This window comes from Methylibium sp. Pch-M (assembly GCF_004136295.1).
In the GTDB taxonomy this organism is placed as follows: Bacteria; Pseudomonadota; Gammaproteobacteria; order Burkholderiales; family Burkholderiaceae_C; genus Methylibium; species Methylibium petroleiphilum.
The window spans coordinates 393,993-411,276 of sequence record NZ_CP029606.1 but is presented as its reverse complement, the minus strand read 5'-3'; the positions used below and the strand labels follow the sequence as shown (position 1 = coordinate 411,276).

Here is a 17,284-nt window from a genome sequence, read left to right as displayed (position 1 = left end):
CCGCGGGGTGAGTCCACTTGACCTGGTTGTTACCGCGCCTCTTCTCCTGCCTCGTCGCGCTGCTGCTGGGCGGAACGGTCGGCTATGTGACCGGCGCAGCGGTGCGCGCGCCGATCCTGGGTGCCCTGCTGGGTGGCACGCTGGCGATCGGCTTGGTCGCCGCCGTGGACACCCTGCGCGGCGCGCGGCTGATCGCCTGGTTGCGCGGCTCGCAGGACACCGACGCGCCGCGTGACGCCGGCTTCTGGGGCGAGATCGCCTACCGCGTCGAGCGCGGCATCCGGGCGCGTGAGCGCAGCACGGTGCAGGAGAAGGCGCGGCTCGCACAGTTTCTCGACGCGATCGAGGCCTCGCCGAACGGCGTGCTGATGCTCGACGTCAACGGGCAGATCGACTGGTGCAATTCGGTCGCGGCCTCGCACTTCGGCCTCGACCCGCGGCGCGACCGGCTGCAGCGCATCACCAACCTCGTGCGCGCGCCGGCCTTCGTGGCCTACCTGCAGGCCGGCGTCTACCGGGAGGCGGTGGTCTTCCCCAGCCCGAACGGCCTGGGCACGCTGTCGGTCCTGGTGCGCGACTATGGTGAGGGCATGAAGCTGGTGCTGTCGCAGGACATCACCGAGCGCGAGCGGGCCGACGCCATGCGCCGTGATTTCGTGGCCAACGTGTCGCACGAGATCCGCACGCCACTGACGGTGCTCTCGGGATTCATCGAGACCATGAGCACGCTGCCGCTGACCGAGGTGGAGTCGCGTCGCGTGCTCGTGCTGATGAGCCAGCAGGCTCAGCGCATGCAGACGCTGGTGAGCGACCTGCTGACGCTGGCGCAGCTCGAGGGCAGCCCGCGTCCGGCCGCCGACCGCTGGATCGCGGTGTCGCGGCTGCTGCAGCTGGTTGAGGCCGACGCCCGCACGCTGTCGCAGGGTCGGCACACGCTGACGCTGGCTGGCGACGACAGCGCTCAGATCGCCGGAGCCGAAACGGAGCTGCTGAGCGCGCTCACCAACCTGGCGAACAACGCCGTGCGCTATACGCCCGAGGGCGGGCGCATCGACATCAGCTGGCGCCGGCTGGCCGACGGCAGCGGCGAGTTCGCCGTCAGGGACACCGGCCTGGGTATCGAGCGCGAGCACCTCCCGCGCCTGACCGAGCGCTTCTACCGGGTCGACGGCAGCCGCTCGCGCGACACCGGCGGCACCGGCCTGGGGTTGTCGATCGTGAAGCACGTCGCGCAGCGCCACGGCGGCGAGCTCGACGTGCAGAGCGAGCCCGGCAAGGGTTCGACCTTCCGTCTCGTCTTTCCGGCCGCGCGCCTGCGCTGCGTGGCGACGCCGACGACACCTCAGTCGGCCAGCGACCCGGGGGTCCCCGTGGGCGACCTCACGGCCGACACGCGCTGAAGCAGGGCCAGCAGCAGCGCGCTGACGCAGCCGAGCGCCACCACGTTGGCCAGCCAGAACGCGGCTGGGCCCGCCAGCGCGTTCGGCCAGACTGGTGGCGGGCTGAAGGCGAGCCAGGCTCCGCCGGCCAGGCCGATGCCCCACAGCCCGATCGCATAGCTCAACGCCGGCAGCAGCGCGATGCGGTAGGCGCGCAGCGCGAAGGAGGCAATGCATTGCGTGGCGTCGGCGAGCTGGCTCGCGGCGACGAACAGCAGCAGCTGGGTGGCCACGGCCTGCACGGCGGGGTCCGGGCTGTAGGCGCGCGCGAGCGGGCCACGCAGCCCGACCAGCAGTGCACCGAGCACTGCCACCAGCGCCAGTGCGAGCCACAGGCCCCGCCGCCAGATGCGCCGCGCCTGCGCGCGGTCGCCGGCACCGAGGGCCTGCGCAGCCTGGGCGCCGGTGGCGATGCCGATCGACAAGGGCAGCATGTACAGCACTGCTGCCACGTTGGCGGCGATCTGGTGTCCCGCCAGCGGCGTGGTGCCCAGTCGGGCGATGAACACCGCCATCAGCGCGAAGCCGGTCACCTCGAAGAACAGTGCCGCCCCGCTGGGCAGGCCGAGCCGCAGCAGTTCGCGCTGCGCGTCCCAGCGCGGCCGCGACCAGCGGGCGAACAGCTGCACTTCGCGATAGGCCGGATGACGCATCAGCATCAGCGCGGCCACGGCGGCCAGCGTGCACTGCACGATCAGCGTGGCGATCGCGCAGCCGGCCACACCGAGCGCCGGCACGCCAGCGCCTCCGAAGATCAGCCAGGCGTTGAGCGGCAGCTTGAGGCCCAGCGCCATCAGCTGGAGCAAGGTGACCAGCAGCGGCCGCGACAGGCCCTGGTTGAGGCCACTGTAGACACGGAATAGCAGGCCCGCCGGCAGCGACCAGGCCAGCCAGCCGAGGTAGGACCGCACGCGCTCGAGCACCGTCGCATCCGTCTGGGCCCAGCTCAGCGCCAGGCCGGGGAAGAGCAGCACAGTCATGCCCGGCAGTGCGATTGCCAGCGCCAGCCACACGCCCTGCTGGAAGCTGCGGCGGACGCCTTCGTGGTCGCCCGCGCCGTGATGGTGGCCCACCACCGGGATCAGCGCCTGGAGCACGCCGGTCAGCGCGATGTAGACGCAGATGTAGACCGCTGCCCCGATCGACAGCGCGGCCAGATCGGTGCTGTCGTGGCGACCGGTCATCACCGTGTCCGCCACGGTGTAGCCGATCACCGCCACCTGGCCGACCAGGATCGATGTGGCGTGGCGCGCGATGCGTCCGGTGGTCCCCGCGCCGCTCACCGGCCGGCGCTCGCGAGATCGCGCCGGTAGACGACGGTCTGCTCGGCGCGATCGGTCGGTCGGCGCTCGCGCGCCAGCAGCTTCCAGCCGGGCCGCGCCAGCGTCGCAGTCACGGCGTTCGCGCGCGCTGTCGTCAGCAGGAATTCGCAGCCGGTCTGCGGCGCGACCGGGTGCGCCTCGACACGCCAGCCGCCGTGGTACTCCAGCGCGGCCAGCTGGGCCCGTGGCAGGCCGACCGTGGCGATGCAGGCGTCGCTCGGCACATGCTGGGCGATGCGCTCGACCAGCGGGCGGTCGCTGCGCGCGTAGTCCAGTACCGGCAGCAGCAGCGTCATCGCCAGCAGCCAGCACAGGCTCAGGCCGCCGGCCGGCAGCACCAGGCTCTTCCAGAGCACGGGGCGATGGCGACCGGTGCGCCATCGCACCAGCAGCAGCCATGCCAGGGTGCCGGCCACGGCCGCCAGCAACGGGAACCACGCGAAGCTGCTCTGGTAGCCCGGCACCAGCCGGGCAACGTTGGAGGCGGTCTTGGCCGGCACCCCGGTCTGCAATGCGGCGTAGACGACCCACACCGCGATGGCGGCGATGCTGAAGAATGCGACCGAGAACCAGTCGATCGCGGCTGACACGCTGCGCTGCAGGGTCGGCAAGGCGAAGGCGGCCAGCGCGGCCAGCGGCGGCAGGGCCAGCATCAGCGCCCGGTCGGAGCCGCCCATGCCGATGCAGGCGAGCAGCGCGACGGCTGCTGCGGTGGCGGGCACCGCGATGTGCCGATGCATCAGGTGGCCCCGCCAGCGCCACAGCGTCCAGCCGGCCATCGCCCAAGCCGGCCAGGCGAACCAGGCCAGCAACTGCATCACCTGGCCGACGTCGGGCGTGCCGAGCCGCCAGCCCCACGCGCCGATCGCCAGCGCGATGCTGGACGCCAGCGCAGCAGCCCCCACGATCCAGAGCGAGAACGGCCGGGCCAGGGGGTAGCTCGACCGCAGGCAGACGACGCCGCCGGCCAGCGCGTAGCCCAGTCCGATGGCCGGCGCGCCGCTGGCGGCCAGCACCGGCAGGGCCAGCAGCACGGCCCCGCGCGACGCCCAGCGGCGCGAGACACTCGCCGCCATGGCATAGAAGAACAGCGCTGCCGCGAACAACTGCATCAGCTCCGGCGTGGTTTCGTGGCCCAGCTGCAGCAGGCCGAGCGTGGCCATCAGGGCCAGCAGGGCGCCGTCGGCGATGGCCCGTGCGTAGTCGACCGGGCTGGCCTCGCCGCCGAAGGCGAACGGCAGCGGCTGGGCGTTGTCGGTCCTTGCCAGGTGATAGGTGCCGTACCAGGTGAAGACCAGCACGCCGACCAGCAGCAGTGCGAATGGCAGGCGGGCCGCGAGCGCCGGGTCGAGCACACCGCCGAACAAGTGGATGCCCAATGCCCCGAGCCAATACGGCAGCAGGGCGCCGTCTGCCGGCAGCCCGGCGATCGAGGGCGACAGCAGGTCGGCGCCACCCTGCGCCAGGCTGAACATGTAGCCGAAGGCGGTGATATCGGCGTTGCGCCAGGGATCTCGGCCGAACAGGCCGGGCAGCACATAGGCGGCACAGAACAGCAGCAGCGCGCTGCGCGGCAGGCGCTCGACGGCACGCTGCGAGACGAGGGCGGGAGTGGGGGTGCTCAAGACGGGAGGGGCGGTGGCGACGACGCGGCATCTTGCAGCAAAAGCCGCGACCGCGAACGTAAAGCAGGCGCACCGACCTTGGCGGTGCCCCGGCATGTCCCGGCCCCGGGGCCCGAGTCGGCAACAAAAAAGGCAGCCGAGGCTGCCTTTGCACGCGTGCGAACCGCCGTCACTTCTTGGCGCCGAGGTGCGCGAACTTGTTGCGGAACTTCTCGACGCGACCGCCCAGGGAGTCGACGCTCTTCTGGGTGCCGGTGTAGAACGGATGCGATTCGCTGGTGGTCTCGAGCTTGAACAGCGGCAGTTCGCGGCCGTCGTCCATCTTGACGGTTTCGCGGGTCTGGGCGCACGAGCGCGTCACGAACTTGAAACCGTTGGAGAGGTCCACGAAGCACACGTCGCGGTAGCTGGGGTGAATGCCGTCTTTCATCTCGAATCCTCGCAGGGTCTGGGTGCGGGAGCCACGCTGCGTTGCCACTGCGGCCACACAATGCACTTTCCGCCATGGCGAAAACTTGAAATTATGCCATGCATCAACGACTTGGGCCAGGGGCTCAGCCGCCGCGGCGCATCATGTCGAAGAAGTCCAGGTTGGTCTTCGTGGCCTTCATCTTGTCGAGGATGAACTCCATCGCCTCGATCTCGTCCATCGAATAGAGCAGTTTGCGCAGGATCCAGGTCTTCTGCAGGATCTCCGGCTTGAGCAGCAGTTCCTCGCGGCGGGTGCCCGACTTGTTCAGCAGGATCGACGGGTAGACGCGCTTCTCGGCCATGCGGCGATCCAGGTGGATCTCGCAGTTGCCGGTGCCCTTGAATTCTTCGTAGATCACCTCGTCCATCCGGCTGCCGGTATCGACCAGCGCGGTGCCGATGATGGTCAGCGAACCGCCTTCCTCGATGTTGCGCGCAGCGCCGAAGAAGCGCTTTGGGCGCTGCAGCGCGTTGGCATCGACGCCACCCGTCAGCACCTTCCCGGAGGAGGGCAGCACGTTGTTGTAGGCGCGCGCCAGGCGGGTGATCGAGTCGAGCAGGATCACCACGTCCTTCTTCAGTTCCACCAGGCGCTTTGCGCGCTCGATCACCATCTCGGCAACCTGCACGTGGCGTGCGGCGGGTTCATCGAACGTGGAGCTGATGACCTCGCCGCGGATCGTGCGCTGCATCTCGGTCACTTCCTCGGGCCGCTCGTCGACCAGCAGCACGATCAGGTGCACTTCCGGGTAGTTGGCGGTGATGGCGTGCGCGAGGTTCTGCATCATCACCGTCTTGCCGCTCTTCGGGGCCGACACCAGCAGCGCCCGCTGGCCCTTGCCCAACGGGGCGATCAGGTCGACGATGCGGCTGGTGATGTTCTCCTCGGCCTTGATGTCACGCTCGAGCTTGAACTGCTCCTTGGGGAACAAGGGCGTCAGGTTCTCGAACATGATCTTCTGCTTGTTCTCCTCCGGCGTGATGCCGTTGACGATGTCCACCTTCACCAGGGCGAAGTAGCGCTCGCCATCCTTGGGAACGCGCACCTCGCCTTCGATCATGTCGCCGGTGTGCAGGTTGAAGCGGCGGATCTGGCTGGGGCTGAGGTAGATGTCGTCGGTGCTCGCGAGATAGCTCGCCTCGGGGGAGCGCAGGAAGCCGAAGCCGTCGGGCAACACCTCGAGCACGCCGTCGCCAAACACCTGCTCGCCCTGCTTGGCGCGCTTCTTCATGATCGCGAACATCAGCTCCTGCTTGCGCATGCGGGCGCTGTTCTCGATCTCCAAGGTTTCGGCGACCTTGATCAGTTCGGATATGTGCTGGGCTTTGAGTTCGGATAGATGCATGAAGCGCACCTCGGGGGCAAGCGTGACGGCCCGGAAAACGGGCGCCACCGGAGTCGGGCGATCGCAGGCGCTGGATAGGGCCCGGACCGCTCGCGGTCGGTGTCGATCGACATGCGATCGACGGTAGGACGGGTGATCTGGGAGGGGGAGCCGGCTCCACGCGCTGGATGCAGCGTGGCGGCAATCTCGCTGGTGCTCGGGGCAGGCGGGTGGCCTCGCCCCGGCACGTTTGCAGCGATTATAGGTGGCCGTCGAGGAATGCGGTCAACTGCGACTTGTTCAGGGCGCCGACCTTGGTGGCGGCCAGTTGCCCGCCCTTGAACAGCATCAGCGTCGGAATGCCGCGGATGCCGAACTTCGCCGGCACGTCGCGGTTCTCGTCGACGTTCATCTTGGCGATCTGCAACTTGCTGCCGTAATCCTTGGCGACTTCGTCGAGGATCGGGGCAATCATCTTGCACGGGCCGCACCACTCGGCCCAGTAATCGACCAGCACGGGGGTACCGGACTTGAGCACGTCGTCGTCGAACGACGCGTCGGAGACGTGTTTGATCAGTTCGCTGGCCATCATGGGTCCTTCAACTGCCGCCTGTCGTGCGCAGTTCGCACGAGCTTCCAGGGCACAATGATTTTGACACAAGGCCCCCTGGCGCGCCGTGCGGCGCCGGCCCTGCACGCTATGGGGGCGATAGAAGGATCCCGCCCCTGAATCCGACACCGGACCCCGCCGCCGAGGACGCCCTGCCCGAAGCCGGCCTGGCGGTCGCCGCGTGCTGGACGCGCCTGGCGCACGAGATCGCCGCGTTTTCGCGCCGCGAGGCCATTGCATCGCGGGACCTCGTTGTGCTGCTGCCCTTTGCTCAGCACCTGCCCCTGGCGCGGGCCGCCTGGCTGGGGCTCGACCACGCCCCCTGGATGCCGCGTTTCGAAACGACGCAGACCCTGCTGCGTTCGCTCGGTCCGCCGCAGCCGGCCGCATCAGGCGAACTGGCTTTCGATCCGGTGGCTGATCCGCTGCAGGCCGCACAACTGCTGCGCGAGCAGGTTCCGGATTGGCCGCATCGCGATCCGCGCGGCTTCGCGCTCGCCGTCGCGCGCCTGAACGACACGGCACAGGCGCTGGCGCGCGCCAGGCTGGCACTGCCGCCGGCCCAACGCACGGCCTGGCTCGAGAAGGCCCGTGCGCTGCTGTCCGGACCCACCGGGCCGGGCCAGCAGGAACGCGCGCTGGCCCGGCTCGCGCTCGAATGGTCGAACACGGCGGCCACGTTGGGCGCCGATGCGCTCCACGCCCTGAGGCCGGCGGCCTGGGTCGCGTTGCGGGTCGGCGCCTCCGATCCGCTGGTCGAGTCCCTGTTGGCCGCGTCGTCGGTCCCGGTGCTGTGGCTCGATGCCGACCTGCACGCCCCCGGCCTTCGCGGCGCTCCCGGTGCGGTGCAGGTCAGCGAGTGCGACGATTTCGAGGACGAGGCGCAGCAGGCGGCGGCACAGGTGCTGGCTCACCTGGCGCAGGGCGAGCAGCCGGTGGCCCTGGTGGCGCTCGACCGCGTGCTGCTGCGCCGCGTGCGCGCGCTGCTCGAGCGGCAGCAGGTGCCGGTGAGCGACGAGACGGGCTGGAAGCTGTCGACCACCCGTGCAGGCGCCACGGTGATGGGCCTGCTGCGCGCGGTGCATCCCCGCGCAGCGACCGACGATCTGCTCGACTGGCTGGCCTCGGCACCGGTCCCGGCGGACGGCCGTGCGGCGCTCGATGCCGCGTGGCGCCGCGACGGCATCACCGCGTTGCGGCAGGTCGACGAGGCCCGCCTCGAGCCCACCGCGCTCGCCCTTTGGCAGCAGTGGCTCACGATCGGCGAACCCTTGCGCGCCGGCCGCCGTCTGGCGCTGGGCGAATGGCTGTCGCGTCTGCGCGAGGCGCTGCTGCGCGCCGGGCTGTGGGAGCTCCTGCTGGATGACGCCGCCGGTCGGCAGGTCATCGACGCCTTGCGTTGCCGCGCCGAGCCCACGGCCGGCAGCGCCTGGGCACAGCAGGCGGCACGCGTGCGCTTCGATGCCGACGGCTTGCGCGACTGGGTCGACGGGGTGTTGGAGGCGGTGTCGTTCGAACCGCCGTCGCCCAGCCTCGGCGGCGCGGCACCGGTGATCCTCACGCCGCTGGCGCGCGCGATGCTGCGTCCGTTCGCGGCGGTCGTGTGTCCGGGGGCCGATGCGGCGCATCTCGGCGCGCCGCCGAAGCCGCAGGCCTTGCTGGGCGACGCACTGGCGGCCGCGCTCGGCCTGCCGTCGAGTGGTCAGCGTCGCGAACACGAGCGACGGGCCTTCTTGCAGTTGCTGCGGGTGCCGCGGCTCACGTTGCTGCACCGCCGACGCGACGGCGCCGAGCCGCTGCAGGCCAGCCCGCTGTTGCTGCAACTGCAGTTCGACGCGCGCGACGCCATCAGGTCGGGCGATGAGCCGCGGACGCCCCTCGCCGTGATGCGGCGCCCGCTCGCGCACCCCTTGCCGGTCGCTCCGGCGCTGTTGCCCGACTCGCTCAACGCCACGGCCTACGAAGCGCTGCGCGCCTGTCCCTATCGCTTCTTCGCGCAGCGCCTGCTGGGCCTGGCCGAAGCCGAGGAGCTCGACGACGCCGTCGACAAGCGCGACTACGGCACCTGGCTTCATGCGGTGCTGCAGGACTTCCACCGCCAGCGGCAGCCCGGCGCGCCGCAGGACGATGCAGCCTTGTTGCTGACCATTGCCCGCGCGCGGCAGGCGCTGCTGGCGCGCGACGATGCCGATTTCCTGCCGTTCGCCGTGTGGTTCGAGGACCTGCTGCCGCGCTACCTCGCCTGGTGGCATGCCGAAGAGGCGCTGGGCGCGAACGTGATCGACACCGAGCTTGAACTGCGCGCACAGCCGCCGGCGCTGGCGTCCACGGGCCTGCGCCTGCGCGGCACGCTGGACCGCATCGATGCCGTGCCGGGCGAGGCCGGCCCAGGTGCGCACCGCATCCTCGACTACAAGACCACCAGCGAGACCACGCTGCGCGAGCGCCTGCGGCAGCCGCTCGAGGACACCCAGCTGCCGTTCTACGCCGCGCTGCTGGACGCGTCGCGCGGCACCCCCCCGGGCGGGGTGCAGGCCGCCTACCTGTCGCTCGACGGGCGCGAGGGTGTGAAGCTGCTGGCACATCCTGACGTGGCCGCCAGCGCTGCGGCCCTGCTCGAAGGCATCGCGGCCGACTTTGCGCGCCTGCAGGCCGGCGCGCCGATGCCGGCGCTGGGCGAGGGCAGCGCCTGCGAGCACTGCAGCGCACGCGGCCTGTGCCGGCGCGACCACTGGCGCGAGGACCGGGCATGACGTCGGCGGCGTTCGCCTACCGCATCGACGGCGAGCTGGTGGCGCCGGCGGCGTTCTACCGCGTGGCCTGCGACCCGCGCCGCAGCGTCGTCGTGGAAGCCTGCGCTGGCGCCGGCAAGACGTGGATGCTGGTGTCGCGCATCCTGCGTGCGCTGCTCGACGGCGCGGCGCCGCAGGAGATCCTGGCCATCACCTTCACCCGCAAGGCTGCGGGCGAGATGCGCGAGCGCCTGCAGGACTGGCTGCGCGAGTTTGCGCTGTGCGACGACGCGCAGCGCGAACAGGCGCTGGTCGATCGCGGCTGCACGCGACAGGAGGCCGGCGTGCTCGTGCCCCGGCTGGCCGCGCTGTACGCGGAGTTGCTGTCCGGTGGGCGTCTGGTCGAGATCCGCACCTTCCACGGCTGGTTCAGCCAGTTGCTGCGCGCCGCGCCGCTGGCGCTGCTGGAGCCGCTGGGCCTGCAGTCCGAGGTCGACCTGCTCGAGGACCGCAGCGACCTGCAGCCGCACTACTGGCGGCGTTTCCTGTCGGCGGTGTCGGCCGATGCCGCCCTGCGCGGGGACTTCGCGGCACTCGTGCACGATCGCGGGCGCCACGTGGCACAGCAGTGGCTCGAGGCCGCGCTCGACCAGCGCGTCGAGATCGAGCGGGCCGACGCCGCCGGCGTGCTGGAAGCCAGCGTGCCATCGGCCGCGGCGCTGTGGCCGCAGTTCGACGGACTGGCCCACCCCGCCGACTGGCTGGCGCAGCCGGACATCCGGGGGGCGCTGTCGGCTCTGGCGGTGGCGCTGGGGGCGGCCGGGGGCAAGAAGTCGCGAGATGCAGGCAGCGCGCTCGAGCAGGCGCTGGCCGGCATCGAAGCCGATCCGGCGGCGGCCTTCGACGCCGCCTGGCAGGCCTTGTTCACCAAGACCGGCGAGCTGCGCAAGCAGATCGACGCACCGGGCCTGAACGAGGCGGCCGACGTGCTGCGGCGCATTGCCGAGGCCATGGACCAGCAGGCGGCGCACCGTGCGCATGCGCGCATGGTCCGGCTGTCTCGCGTATTGCTCGCCAGCTACCGCCAGCTCAAGCGCGACCGAGGCCTCGCCGACATGGCCGACCTCGAGGCGTGCGCCGAGCACCTGCTCGCCGATGCCGAACTGTCGGGCTGGGTCCAGGAGCGGCTGGATGCGCGCGTGCGTCACCTGCTGATCGACGAGTTCCAGGACACCAGCCCGCTGCAGTGGCGCACGCTCGATGCCTGGCTCAGCGGCTATGCCGGGGCCGGCGGCGGCAGCAGCGGCCAGCGGCCCCTGTCGGTCTTCATCGTCGGCGATCCGAAGCAGAGCATCTACCGCTTCCGCCGGGCCGATCCGCGCGTCTTCGCGCAGGCGCGCGACTTCGTCGTCACCGCGCTGGACGGCGCCCACCTGGCCTGCGATCACACGCGCCGCAATGCGCCGCGGGTGCTGGCGGTGCTGAATGCGGTGTTCGAGCACGCCCAGGCCGGTGGCCGGTTCGACGACTTCCGCCCGCACACCACCGACGTGCGCGAGCCGTCCGGCGCGGTGCGGTTGCTGCCGGCGGTGCCGCGGCCGGAGAAGGGCGGCCCGGCGGTCGCCGCCGGCGGCTGGCGCGACAGCCTCACCACGCCGCGCACCGAGCCCGAAGAGGTGCTGCGGCGGATCGAGGCGGAGCAGGTGGCAGCCGGTATCACCGGCCTGCTGGGCGAAGGGGGGCTGGCCCCGGGCGATATCCAGGTGCTGTGCCGCAAGCGAGCCCCGTTGGCGCTGGTGGCCCAGGCGCTGCGTGAACGTGGTGTTCCCCACGCCACGCCCGAGCAGCGCGAGCTGACGGGGGCGCCCGAAGTGCGCGACCTGGTCGCGCTGCTCGATGCACTGGCGTCACCGTCGCACGACCTGTCGTTCGCGCAGGCCCTGAAGAGCCCGGTGTTCGGCGCGAGCGACGACGACTTGGTGGCGCTCGCACGGGCGGCGCGGGCCGAGCGGCTTGCCTGGAGCGAGGTGCTGCTGCGTGGCGCAGGCGCGGGCAGCGCGGCTCTCGATCGGGCCCGCACGCTGTGGCCCGGCTGGCTGACGGCCGCCGCGGCACTGCCGCCGCACGACCTGCTCGATCGCATCGTCGACGAGGGCGAGGTGCGGGAGCGCTATGCCGCCGTGGTGCCGCCCGCGGGGCGCTCGCTGGCGCTTGCGGCCATCGATGCGTTGCTGGCGCAGTCGCTGCTGCTCGACGGTGCGCGCCACGCCACACCCTACAACTTCGTGCGCGCGCTCCGGCGCCGGCGCGTGCTGCTGCCGCCGCAGAGCGCGGCCGACGCGGTGCAGTTGCTGACCATCCATGGCGCCAAGGGCCTGGAGGCGCGCGCGGTGTTCGTGATCGACACCACGCCGGAGGCGCCGAAGGCGGAGACCGCGACCCTGCTGATCGACTGGCCGGCCGATGCGGCGCACCCCCATTGCTGTGCCTTCGTCGCCAGTGAGTCGCGTTGCCCGCCGTCGCTGCGCGCCCTGATGGCAGCCGAGCAGGAAGGGCGGGCGCGCGAGGAGCTCAATGCGCTCTATGTGGCAATGACCCGGGCCCGCGAGCGGCTCGTCTTCAGCGCGACCGCCCCGTTCCGCGCGGCGCCGGGGCCGAGCGCCTGGCAGCGACTCGCCGAAGCGGGCGCGGATGTCGTCCCGCCGGTGGGCGATGCCGATGAGGCGGTTGTACCCGCCGGGTCCGCGGAGAGCCCGGTGGTGCTGCTTGCGCTGCCGCGCGTCCGTCTCGCCGCCGCGCACTCCGACCCGGCGGCGGTCGACGCCGACAGCGAAGCTGCGCAACTCGGCCGCGCAGTGCATCGCGTGCTCGAATGGCTGCCGACCCACGCCGCGCTCGATACTGCCGCAGCGGCGGCGGCCGTCGAGTTCGCGTTGCCGCCCGACGCCGCGCCTCGCGTGGCCGCGCTGGCGCGGGCGGTGCTGGGCAGTGCGGCCTGCGCGCGCTTCTTCGACCCGGAGGCGCTGCACTGGTCGGGCAACGAGGTGGCGATCGCGTGGCGCGGTGCCGCGCTGCGTATCGATCGGCTGGTGGCATTGCGCACGCCCGCAGGCCCGGAGTGGTGGGTGCTCGACTACAAGCTGCAGCACACCCCGCAGACGATCGAGGCCTACCGGGCGCAGCTGGCCGGCTACCGCGAGGCCGTGCAGGCCCTGCAGCCGGGCGAGCGCGTGCGCGCGGCCTTCATCACCGCCGCCGGCGAGGTGATCGAGCTCTAGGGTTTCGGGTTCCAGGCGCGGCCGCGTGGCCCGGCCGCTAGGGCGACAACGCGCGCGCTGCAGCCTGCCCGGCGCGCACCGCGCCCTCGAGCGTGGCGGGGTAGGGTCCGTCCACGTGATCCCCCGCGGCGAGCAATCCCGGCGCGATGCGGCCGCCGGGACGCCGCAGGCCGGGCGTGCAGAGGAAGGTGGCGCGCTTCTCGCTGAGCACCCGCAGCAGCCGGGGCTCGCTCGGCAGGCAGCGGCCGAGCTGCGCTGTGGCCTGCAGGCGCACCGCCTCGGCCGTGGCGTCGAGCCCGCGCGCGATGGCGTCGGTCGCGCCGCTGATGACGAAGGCCAGCGTGCCGGCCGCGCCCGGTTCGCGTGCCGGGTCACGCAGCTGGCCGAGATCGAACACGTATTGCGCCGGCGACACGGCGTCGCGCGCGTCCAGGGCGAGCATCGGCGCCGGGAGCCGGGCTCCGGGTGCGTGCAGCAGCACGGTGACGATCGGCTCGTAGCGCAGCGCTGCCGCCTGCCCGGCCCAGGCCGGCGCATGCGGCTCGGCGAGGCGGGCGGCCTCGACAGCGCTGCAGGCCAGTACCACGCGGTCGAAGTGCACGCCATCGACCTGCCAGCCGTCGCCCTCGGGAGCGATCGCGTTCACGCGCCGTCCGGTGTGCAGCACCGCGCCGCGGGTGCGCAGCCAAGTCGCGGCGGCGTCGGGCCACAGCGCGCCGAGGTCCACGCGCGGCAGCAGCAGGTCCGAAGCGCCGGGGCCGGCGAACAGCGCGTCCTGCAGCACGCGCAGGAACACCTGCGCGCTCGCCTGCTGCGCCGGCGTGTTGAGCGCGGCGACGCACAGCGGTTCGATGAGTGCGCGGCGCAAGGTGGCGGGCAGCGAGGCCGTGAGGGCCGCGACCGTCAGCTGTTCGTCGCAACGGAAGCCGCGCAGCAGCCAGCCGCCGGCCGCGCACAGCAGCGCCATGCGCTCGCGCAGCGACCAGCCCCGGGCCGACAGCACGCCGCGCACGAAGCCGGGCAGCGCCGGCCCGCGCGGCAATGACAGGCCGTGCCCATGCGCGTCGACCAGGGTCAGGGGCCTGCGCTGCAGCACCGCGCGCTCGTCGACTCCGACCGTTCGCAGCAGCGACAGCGTCGTGCTGTACGCGCCGATCAGGATGTGCTGGCCGTTGTCGAGCGCCAGGCCGTCGACGGACGCCGGCAGGCGTCGCGCGCGACCGCCCAGCGACGGCGCCATCTCGGCCAGCGTGACGTGGTGGCCGAGCGAGCTGGCCTCCACGGCCGCAGCCAGCCCGGCCCAGCCGCCCCCGACGATCGCAACCCGCAGCGGCGCGCCCCTGGGGGGGAGCGGCGCAGCCGCAACGGGGCGGGTCAACGCTCTTTCCAGTTGGTCTTCCACGCCAGCCACAGCTTGCGCAGCGGGGTCAGCGCGGTGCGCTGGTGCAGCACCTGGAAGCCGGTGGCCTCGATCTCGCGCAGCAGCGTGCGATAGATCTCCGCCATCATCAGGCCGGGCCGCTGCGCACGGCGCTCGTCGGCGGGCAGCGCCGCGAACGCCTCGTCGTAGGACCGGTGCGCGCGCTCGGCCTGGAACTTCATCAGCGCGGTGAAGCGCTCGCTGTAGCCCCAGGGCGCCTCGCGCTTGAGCAGTTCGTGCGCCTTCACGTCGTAGCGCTGCAACTCGCTCACCGGCAGGTAGATGCGGCCGCGGCGCGCGTCGTCGCCGACGTCGCGAATGATGTTGGTGAGCTGGAAGGCGCGGCCCAGAGTGTGGGCATAGCGTCGCGTGCCCTCGCTCAGCGGGCGCCCGGGCTCGCAGCCGAAGATGCTGGCAGCGACCTCGCCCACCACGCCGGCCACCAGGTGGCAGTAGCGTTGCAGCGCCACGTCGTCGAGGTAGCGCGTCTGCGTGAGGTCCATCTCGCAGCCGTCGATCACGGCGCTCAGGTGCTCGGCGCGGATGCCGTAGTCGGCCACGTGCGGCATCAGGGCCTGCAGGATCGGGTGGTGCGCCTGACCGGCGAAGGCCTCGGCCACCTCCTTGCGCCACCAGGCCAGCTTGGTGGCCGCGACACCGGGGTCGGAGACTTCGTCGACGACATCGTCGACCTCGCGGCAGAACGCGTAGAACGCGGTGATGGCGGCGCGGCGCGGAGGTGGCAGGAACAGGAAGGCGTAGTAGAAGCTCGACCCGCTCGCAGCGGCCTTGTCCTGCACGTACTGTTGGGGCGTCATGGGGCGGGGGTGGGGCGGGCGAGGCGGTGCGGTGATTCAGGAGATTGTCACATCGGCCGCCAGCCGCATCGTGCTCCGTCAGACGCGTGCACGCATGCGGCAGGCGCGCCAGGCGATCAGAGGTCCGTCCAGTGCCCGCAGCCGCGGCCGCCGGCGCAGCGTGGCGAACTGCAGGGCCTCGATCTTGTCGACGATGCGCAGGCCGCCCTGCACCACGCCGCGCAGTTCCCAGCCGGCCCGGCCCGGCAGCCGGTGGACCAGCGGCGCGCCGCTCAGCATCAGCCCGCGCGCCCAGGCGCATTGCGCCTGCACCAGGGCCCGGCTGGCGACGCTGTCGAGCTGCAGGAACAGCGCGGCCTCGTCGACGCCGTGGGCGGCGCACTGGTCGAGCGGCAGGTAGAGCCGGCCGCGCGGCAGGTCGACGCTCAGGTCCTGCCAGAAGTTGATGAGTTGCAGCGCGCTGCAGATCGCATCGGAGCGCTGCAGGCTGTCGGCGTCCTGCACGCCGTACAGGTGCAGCAGCAGCCGTCCCACCGGGTTGGCCGAGCGGCGGCAGTAGTCCAGCAGTTCGGCGCGGTCGGTGTAGCGCGTCTGGACCACGTCCTGTACGAAGGCGTCGAGCAGATCCTCCAGCAGCGGCAGCGGCAACGCGTGCTTCGCGATCGCGACGGACAGCGGCCCGAACACGGCGGCCCAGCGTGGCGAGACCGCCGCGCCGGCGCCGACGGCATGCAGGTCGGCGCGGTAGGCCGCCAGGTCGGCGAGCCGCTGCGCGGCGGGCGCATCGCCCTCGTCGGCCAGATCGTCCGCCGTGCGGGCGTAGTGGTAGATCGCTGTCACGGCCGGCCGCAGGGCCGGCGGGCAGAGCAGGGAGGCGACAGGAAAGTTCTCGTAGTGGTCGACGCTCATCAGGGCCTGCATGCGGGCGTGAGGCCGCATTGTCCACGCCAGCGCCGGACACGAGGCCTGGACGGGCGCTGCGTTGACAGGCCTTGCGGTCGACCCGTATATTACTGACCAGTCAGTCATTAATGGTTCAAGGGCCCGTTCCACGCTGCCCAGGGGCCACTCCCGTCCCGTCCACCTGCCGTTCAAGGGTTCGACATGCGCCTGCCGTTCTCTCGCCACGTCCGCCTCGCCATCGTGCCGCTGTGTGCCCTCGTCCTGCTGGCCTGTTCGAGGCACGAACCAGCACCCGAGCCGGTGCGCGCCGTCCGCACGCTCACCGTCGCGGGCGACGTGGCCGGCGGTCGCTACGAGTTCGCCGCCGAGGTGAAGGCGCGCATCGAGTCGCGGCTCGGCTTTCGCGTCGGCGGCAAGATCCTGCGGCGCGATGTCGATCTGGGCGACAGCGTCAAGGCCGGCCAGGTGCTGGCGCGGCTCGATCCCCGCGATCTGCGGCTCGGCGAGGACAGTGCGCGAGCCGCCCTGTCGTCGGCCCAGGCCAGCCACGACCTCGCCGCGGCCGACCACCGGCGCTACCAGGAACTGCTGGCGCAGGGCTTCATCAGCGCAGCCGAGCTCGAGCGTCGCGACGCCACGCTGAAAGCGGCGCGCGCCGCGCTCGACCAGGCCCGCGCCCAGTCGGCCGTGCAGGGCAACCAGGCCGACTACGCGGTGCTGCGGGCCGATGCGGCGGGCGTCATCACGGCGGTGGAGGCCGAGCCGGGCCAGGTGGTGGCGGCCGGCGCGGCGGTGCTGCGACTGGCCCAGGACGGGCCGCGCGACGCGGTGTTCTCGATCCCCGAGGACAAGCTGGCGCTGGTGCGGGCGCTGGAGGGGAAGCCCGGCGCGGTGAAGGTACAGCCCTGGGGCTCGTCCGAACTGCTGCCGGCGACCGTGCGCGAGATCGCCGCGGCCACCGACGCTGTCACGCGCACCTTCCTGGTCAAGGCGGACGTGGGGCGTGCCGAGGTCAAGCTCGGCCAGACGGCGGCGGTGATGGTCGAGACGCCGCGGATCGACGGCGTCATCAAGCTGCCGCTCAGCGCGCTGGTGGAATTGCAGGGCAAGACCTCGGTATGGCTGCTCGACGCGCAGAGCATGACGGTGCGGGCCCAGCCGGTGCAGGCCAGCGGTGCCGAAGGCAATGCGGTCATCGTGACGGCCGGCCTGGCACCAGGCCAGGAGGTGGTGACCGCCGGCGTCCACCTGCTGACGCCCGGGCAGAAGGTCAAGCGCTACGCCGAGCCGGGCGCGGCAGCCGCCGCCGCCGCGTCGGCCGTGACCGCGGTGACGCACTGA

The 17,284-nt window shown here is 72.0% G+C and carries 12 protein-coding genes; 4 read left to right on the top strand and 8 right to left on the bottom strand.

Going from position 1 to position 17,284, the window contains the following annotated elements:
* Positions 1–17 precede the first annotated feature (17 nt).
* Entirely contained in the window at positions 18–1,400 is a 1,383-nt protein-coding gene (gene phoR, locus C1M51_RS01900) for a phosphate regulon sensor histidine kinase PhoR (RefSeq protein ID WP_129447978.1), read from the top strand.
* Here phoR and C1M51_RS01895 read toward each other — a convergent pair.
* The 5 genes from C1M51_RS01895 to trxA form a co-directional block, all read right to left on the bottom strand.
* Positions 1,343–2,722 carry an MATE family efflux transporter gene (locus C1M51_RS01895; RefSeq protein ID WP_129447977.1) on the bottom strand — a complete coding sequence of 460 codons (1,380 nt, stop codon included), beginning with the start codon at positions 2,720–2,722 and terminating at the stop codon, positions 1,343–1,345. The two genes, phoR and C1M51_RS01895, sit on opposite strands and share 58 nt — an antisense overlap.
* Positions 2,719–4,482: a hypothetical protein gene (locus C1M51_RS01890; protein ID WP_129447976.1), complete on the bottom strand. Its 1,764-nt coding sequence runs from the start codon at positions 4,480–4,482 to the stop codon at positions 2,719–2,721. The genes C1M51_RS01895 and C1M51_RS01890 overlap by 4 nt, the downstream gene beginning before the upstream one ends.
* Before the next feature lie 73 nt (positions 4,483–4,555).
* Positions 4,556–4,816: a type B 50S ribosomal protein L31 gene (locus C1M51_RS01885; protein WP_036229732.1), complete on the bottom strand. Its 261-nt coding sequence runs from the start codon at positions 4,814–4,816 to the stop codon at positions 4,556–4,558.
* Positions 4,817–4,940: 124 nt separating this feature from the next.
* The gene (rho, locus tag C1M51_RS01880) at positions 4,941–6,203 is read right to left on the bottom strand and encodes a transcription termination factor Rho (protein WP_036229752.1); all 1,263 of its coding nucleotides are present in this window, start codon (positions 6,201–6,203) and stop codon (positions 4,941–4,943) included.
* Positions 6,204–6,441: 238 nt separating this feature from the next.
* The gene (gene trxA, locus C1M51_RS01875) at positions 6,442–6,771 is read right to left on the bottom strand and encodes a thioredoxin TrxA (RefSeq protein ID WP_011828882.1); all 330 of its coding nucleotides are present in this window, start codon (positions 6,769–6,771) and stop codon (positions 6,442–6,444) included.
* Positions 6,772–7,046: 275 nt separating this feature from the next.
* Between trxA and C1M51_RS01870 the strand changes: the two genes are divergently transcribed.
* Together C1M51_RS01870 and C1M51_RS01865 are read left to right on the top strand one after the other, a co-directional pair.
* Positions 7,047–9,545, top strand: coding sequence for a PD-(D/E)XK nuclease family protein (locus C1M51_RS01870; protein WP_129447975.1), 2,499 nt, complete (start codon positions 7,047–7,049; stop codon positions 9,543–9,545).
* Positions 9,542–12,802 carry an exodeoxyribonuclease V subunit beta gene (locus tag C1M51_RS01865; RefSeq protein WP_129447974.1) on the top strand — a complete coding sequence of 1,087 codons (3,261 nt, stop codon included), beginning with the start codon at positions 9,542–9,544 and terminating at the stop codon, positions 12,800–12,802. The genes C1M51_RS01870 and C1M51_RS01865 overlap by 4 nt, the downstream gene beginning before the upstream one ends.
* A 37-nt stretch (positions 12,803–12,839) precedes the next feature.
* Here C1M51_RS01865 and hpnE read toward each other — a convergent pair whose 3' ends face one another.
* The 3 genes from hpnE to hpnC all read right to left on the bottom strand — a co-directional run bounded on the left by hpnE (position 12,840) and on the right by hpnC (position 15,949).
* Positions 12,840–14,180 carry a hydroxysqualene dehydroxylase HpnE gene (gene hpnE / locus C1M51_RS01860; RefSeq protein WP_242499941.1) on the bottom strand — a complete coding sequence of 447 codons (1,341 nt, stop codon included), beginning with the start codon at positions 14,178–14,180 and terminating at the stop codon, positions 12,840–12,842.
* Complete coding sequence (gene hpnD / locus C1M51_RS01855) at positions 14,177–15,040, bottom strand: presqualene diphosphate synthase HpnD (protein ID WP_129447973.1); 864 nt, start codon at positions 15,038–15,040, stop codon at positions 14,177–14,179. The genes hpnE and hpnD overlap by 4 nt, the downstream gene beginning before the upstream one ends.
* A 78-nt stretch (positions 15,041–15,118) precedes the next feature.
* Positions 15,119–15,949 (bottom strand): squalene synthase HpnC, encoded by an 831-nt coding sequence (gene hpnC / locus C1M51_RS01850; protein WP_129447972.1) that lies wholly within the window; start codon positions 15,947–15,949, stop codon positions 15,119–15,121.
* A gap of 195 nt (positions 15,950–16,144) precedes the next feature.
* Between hpnC and C1M51_RS01845 the strand changes: the two genes are divergently transcribed.
* A complete protein-coding gene (locus C1M51_RS01845) occupies positions 16,145–17,284 on the top strand; it encodes an efflux RND transporter periplasmic adaptor subunit (protein WP_129447971.1) in 1,140 nt (379 codons plus the stop codon).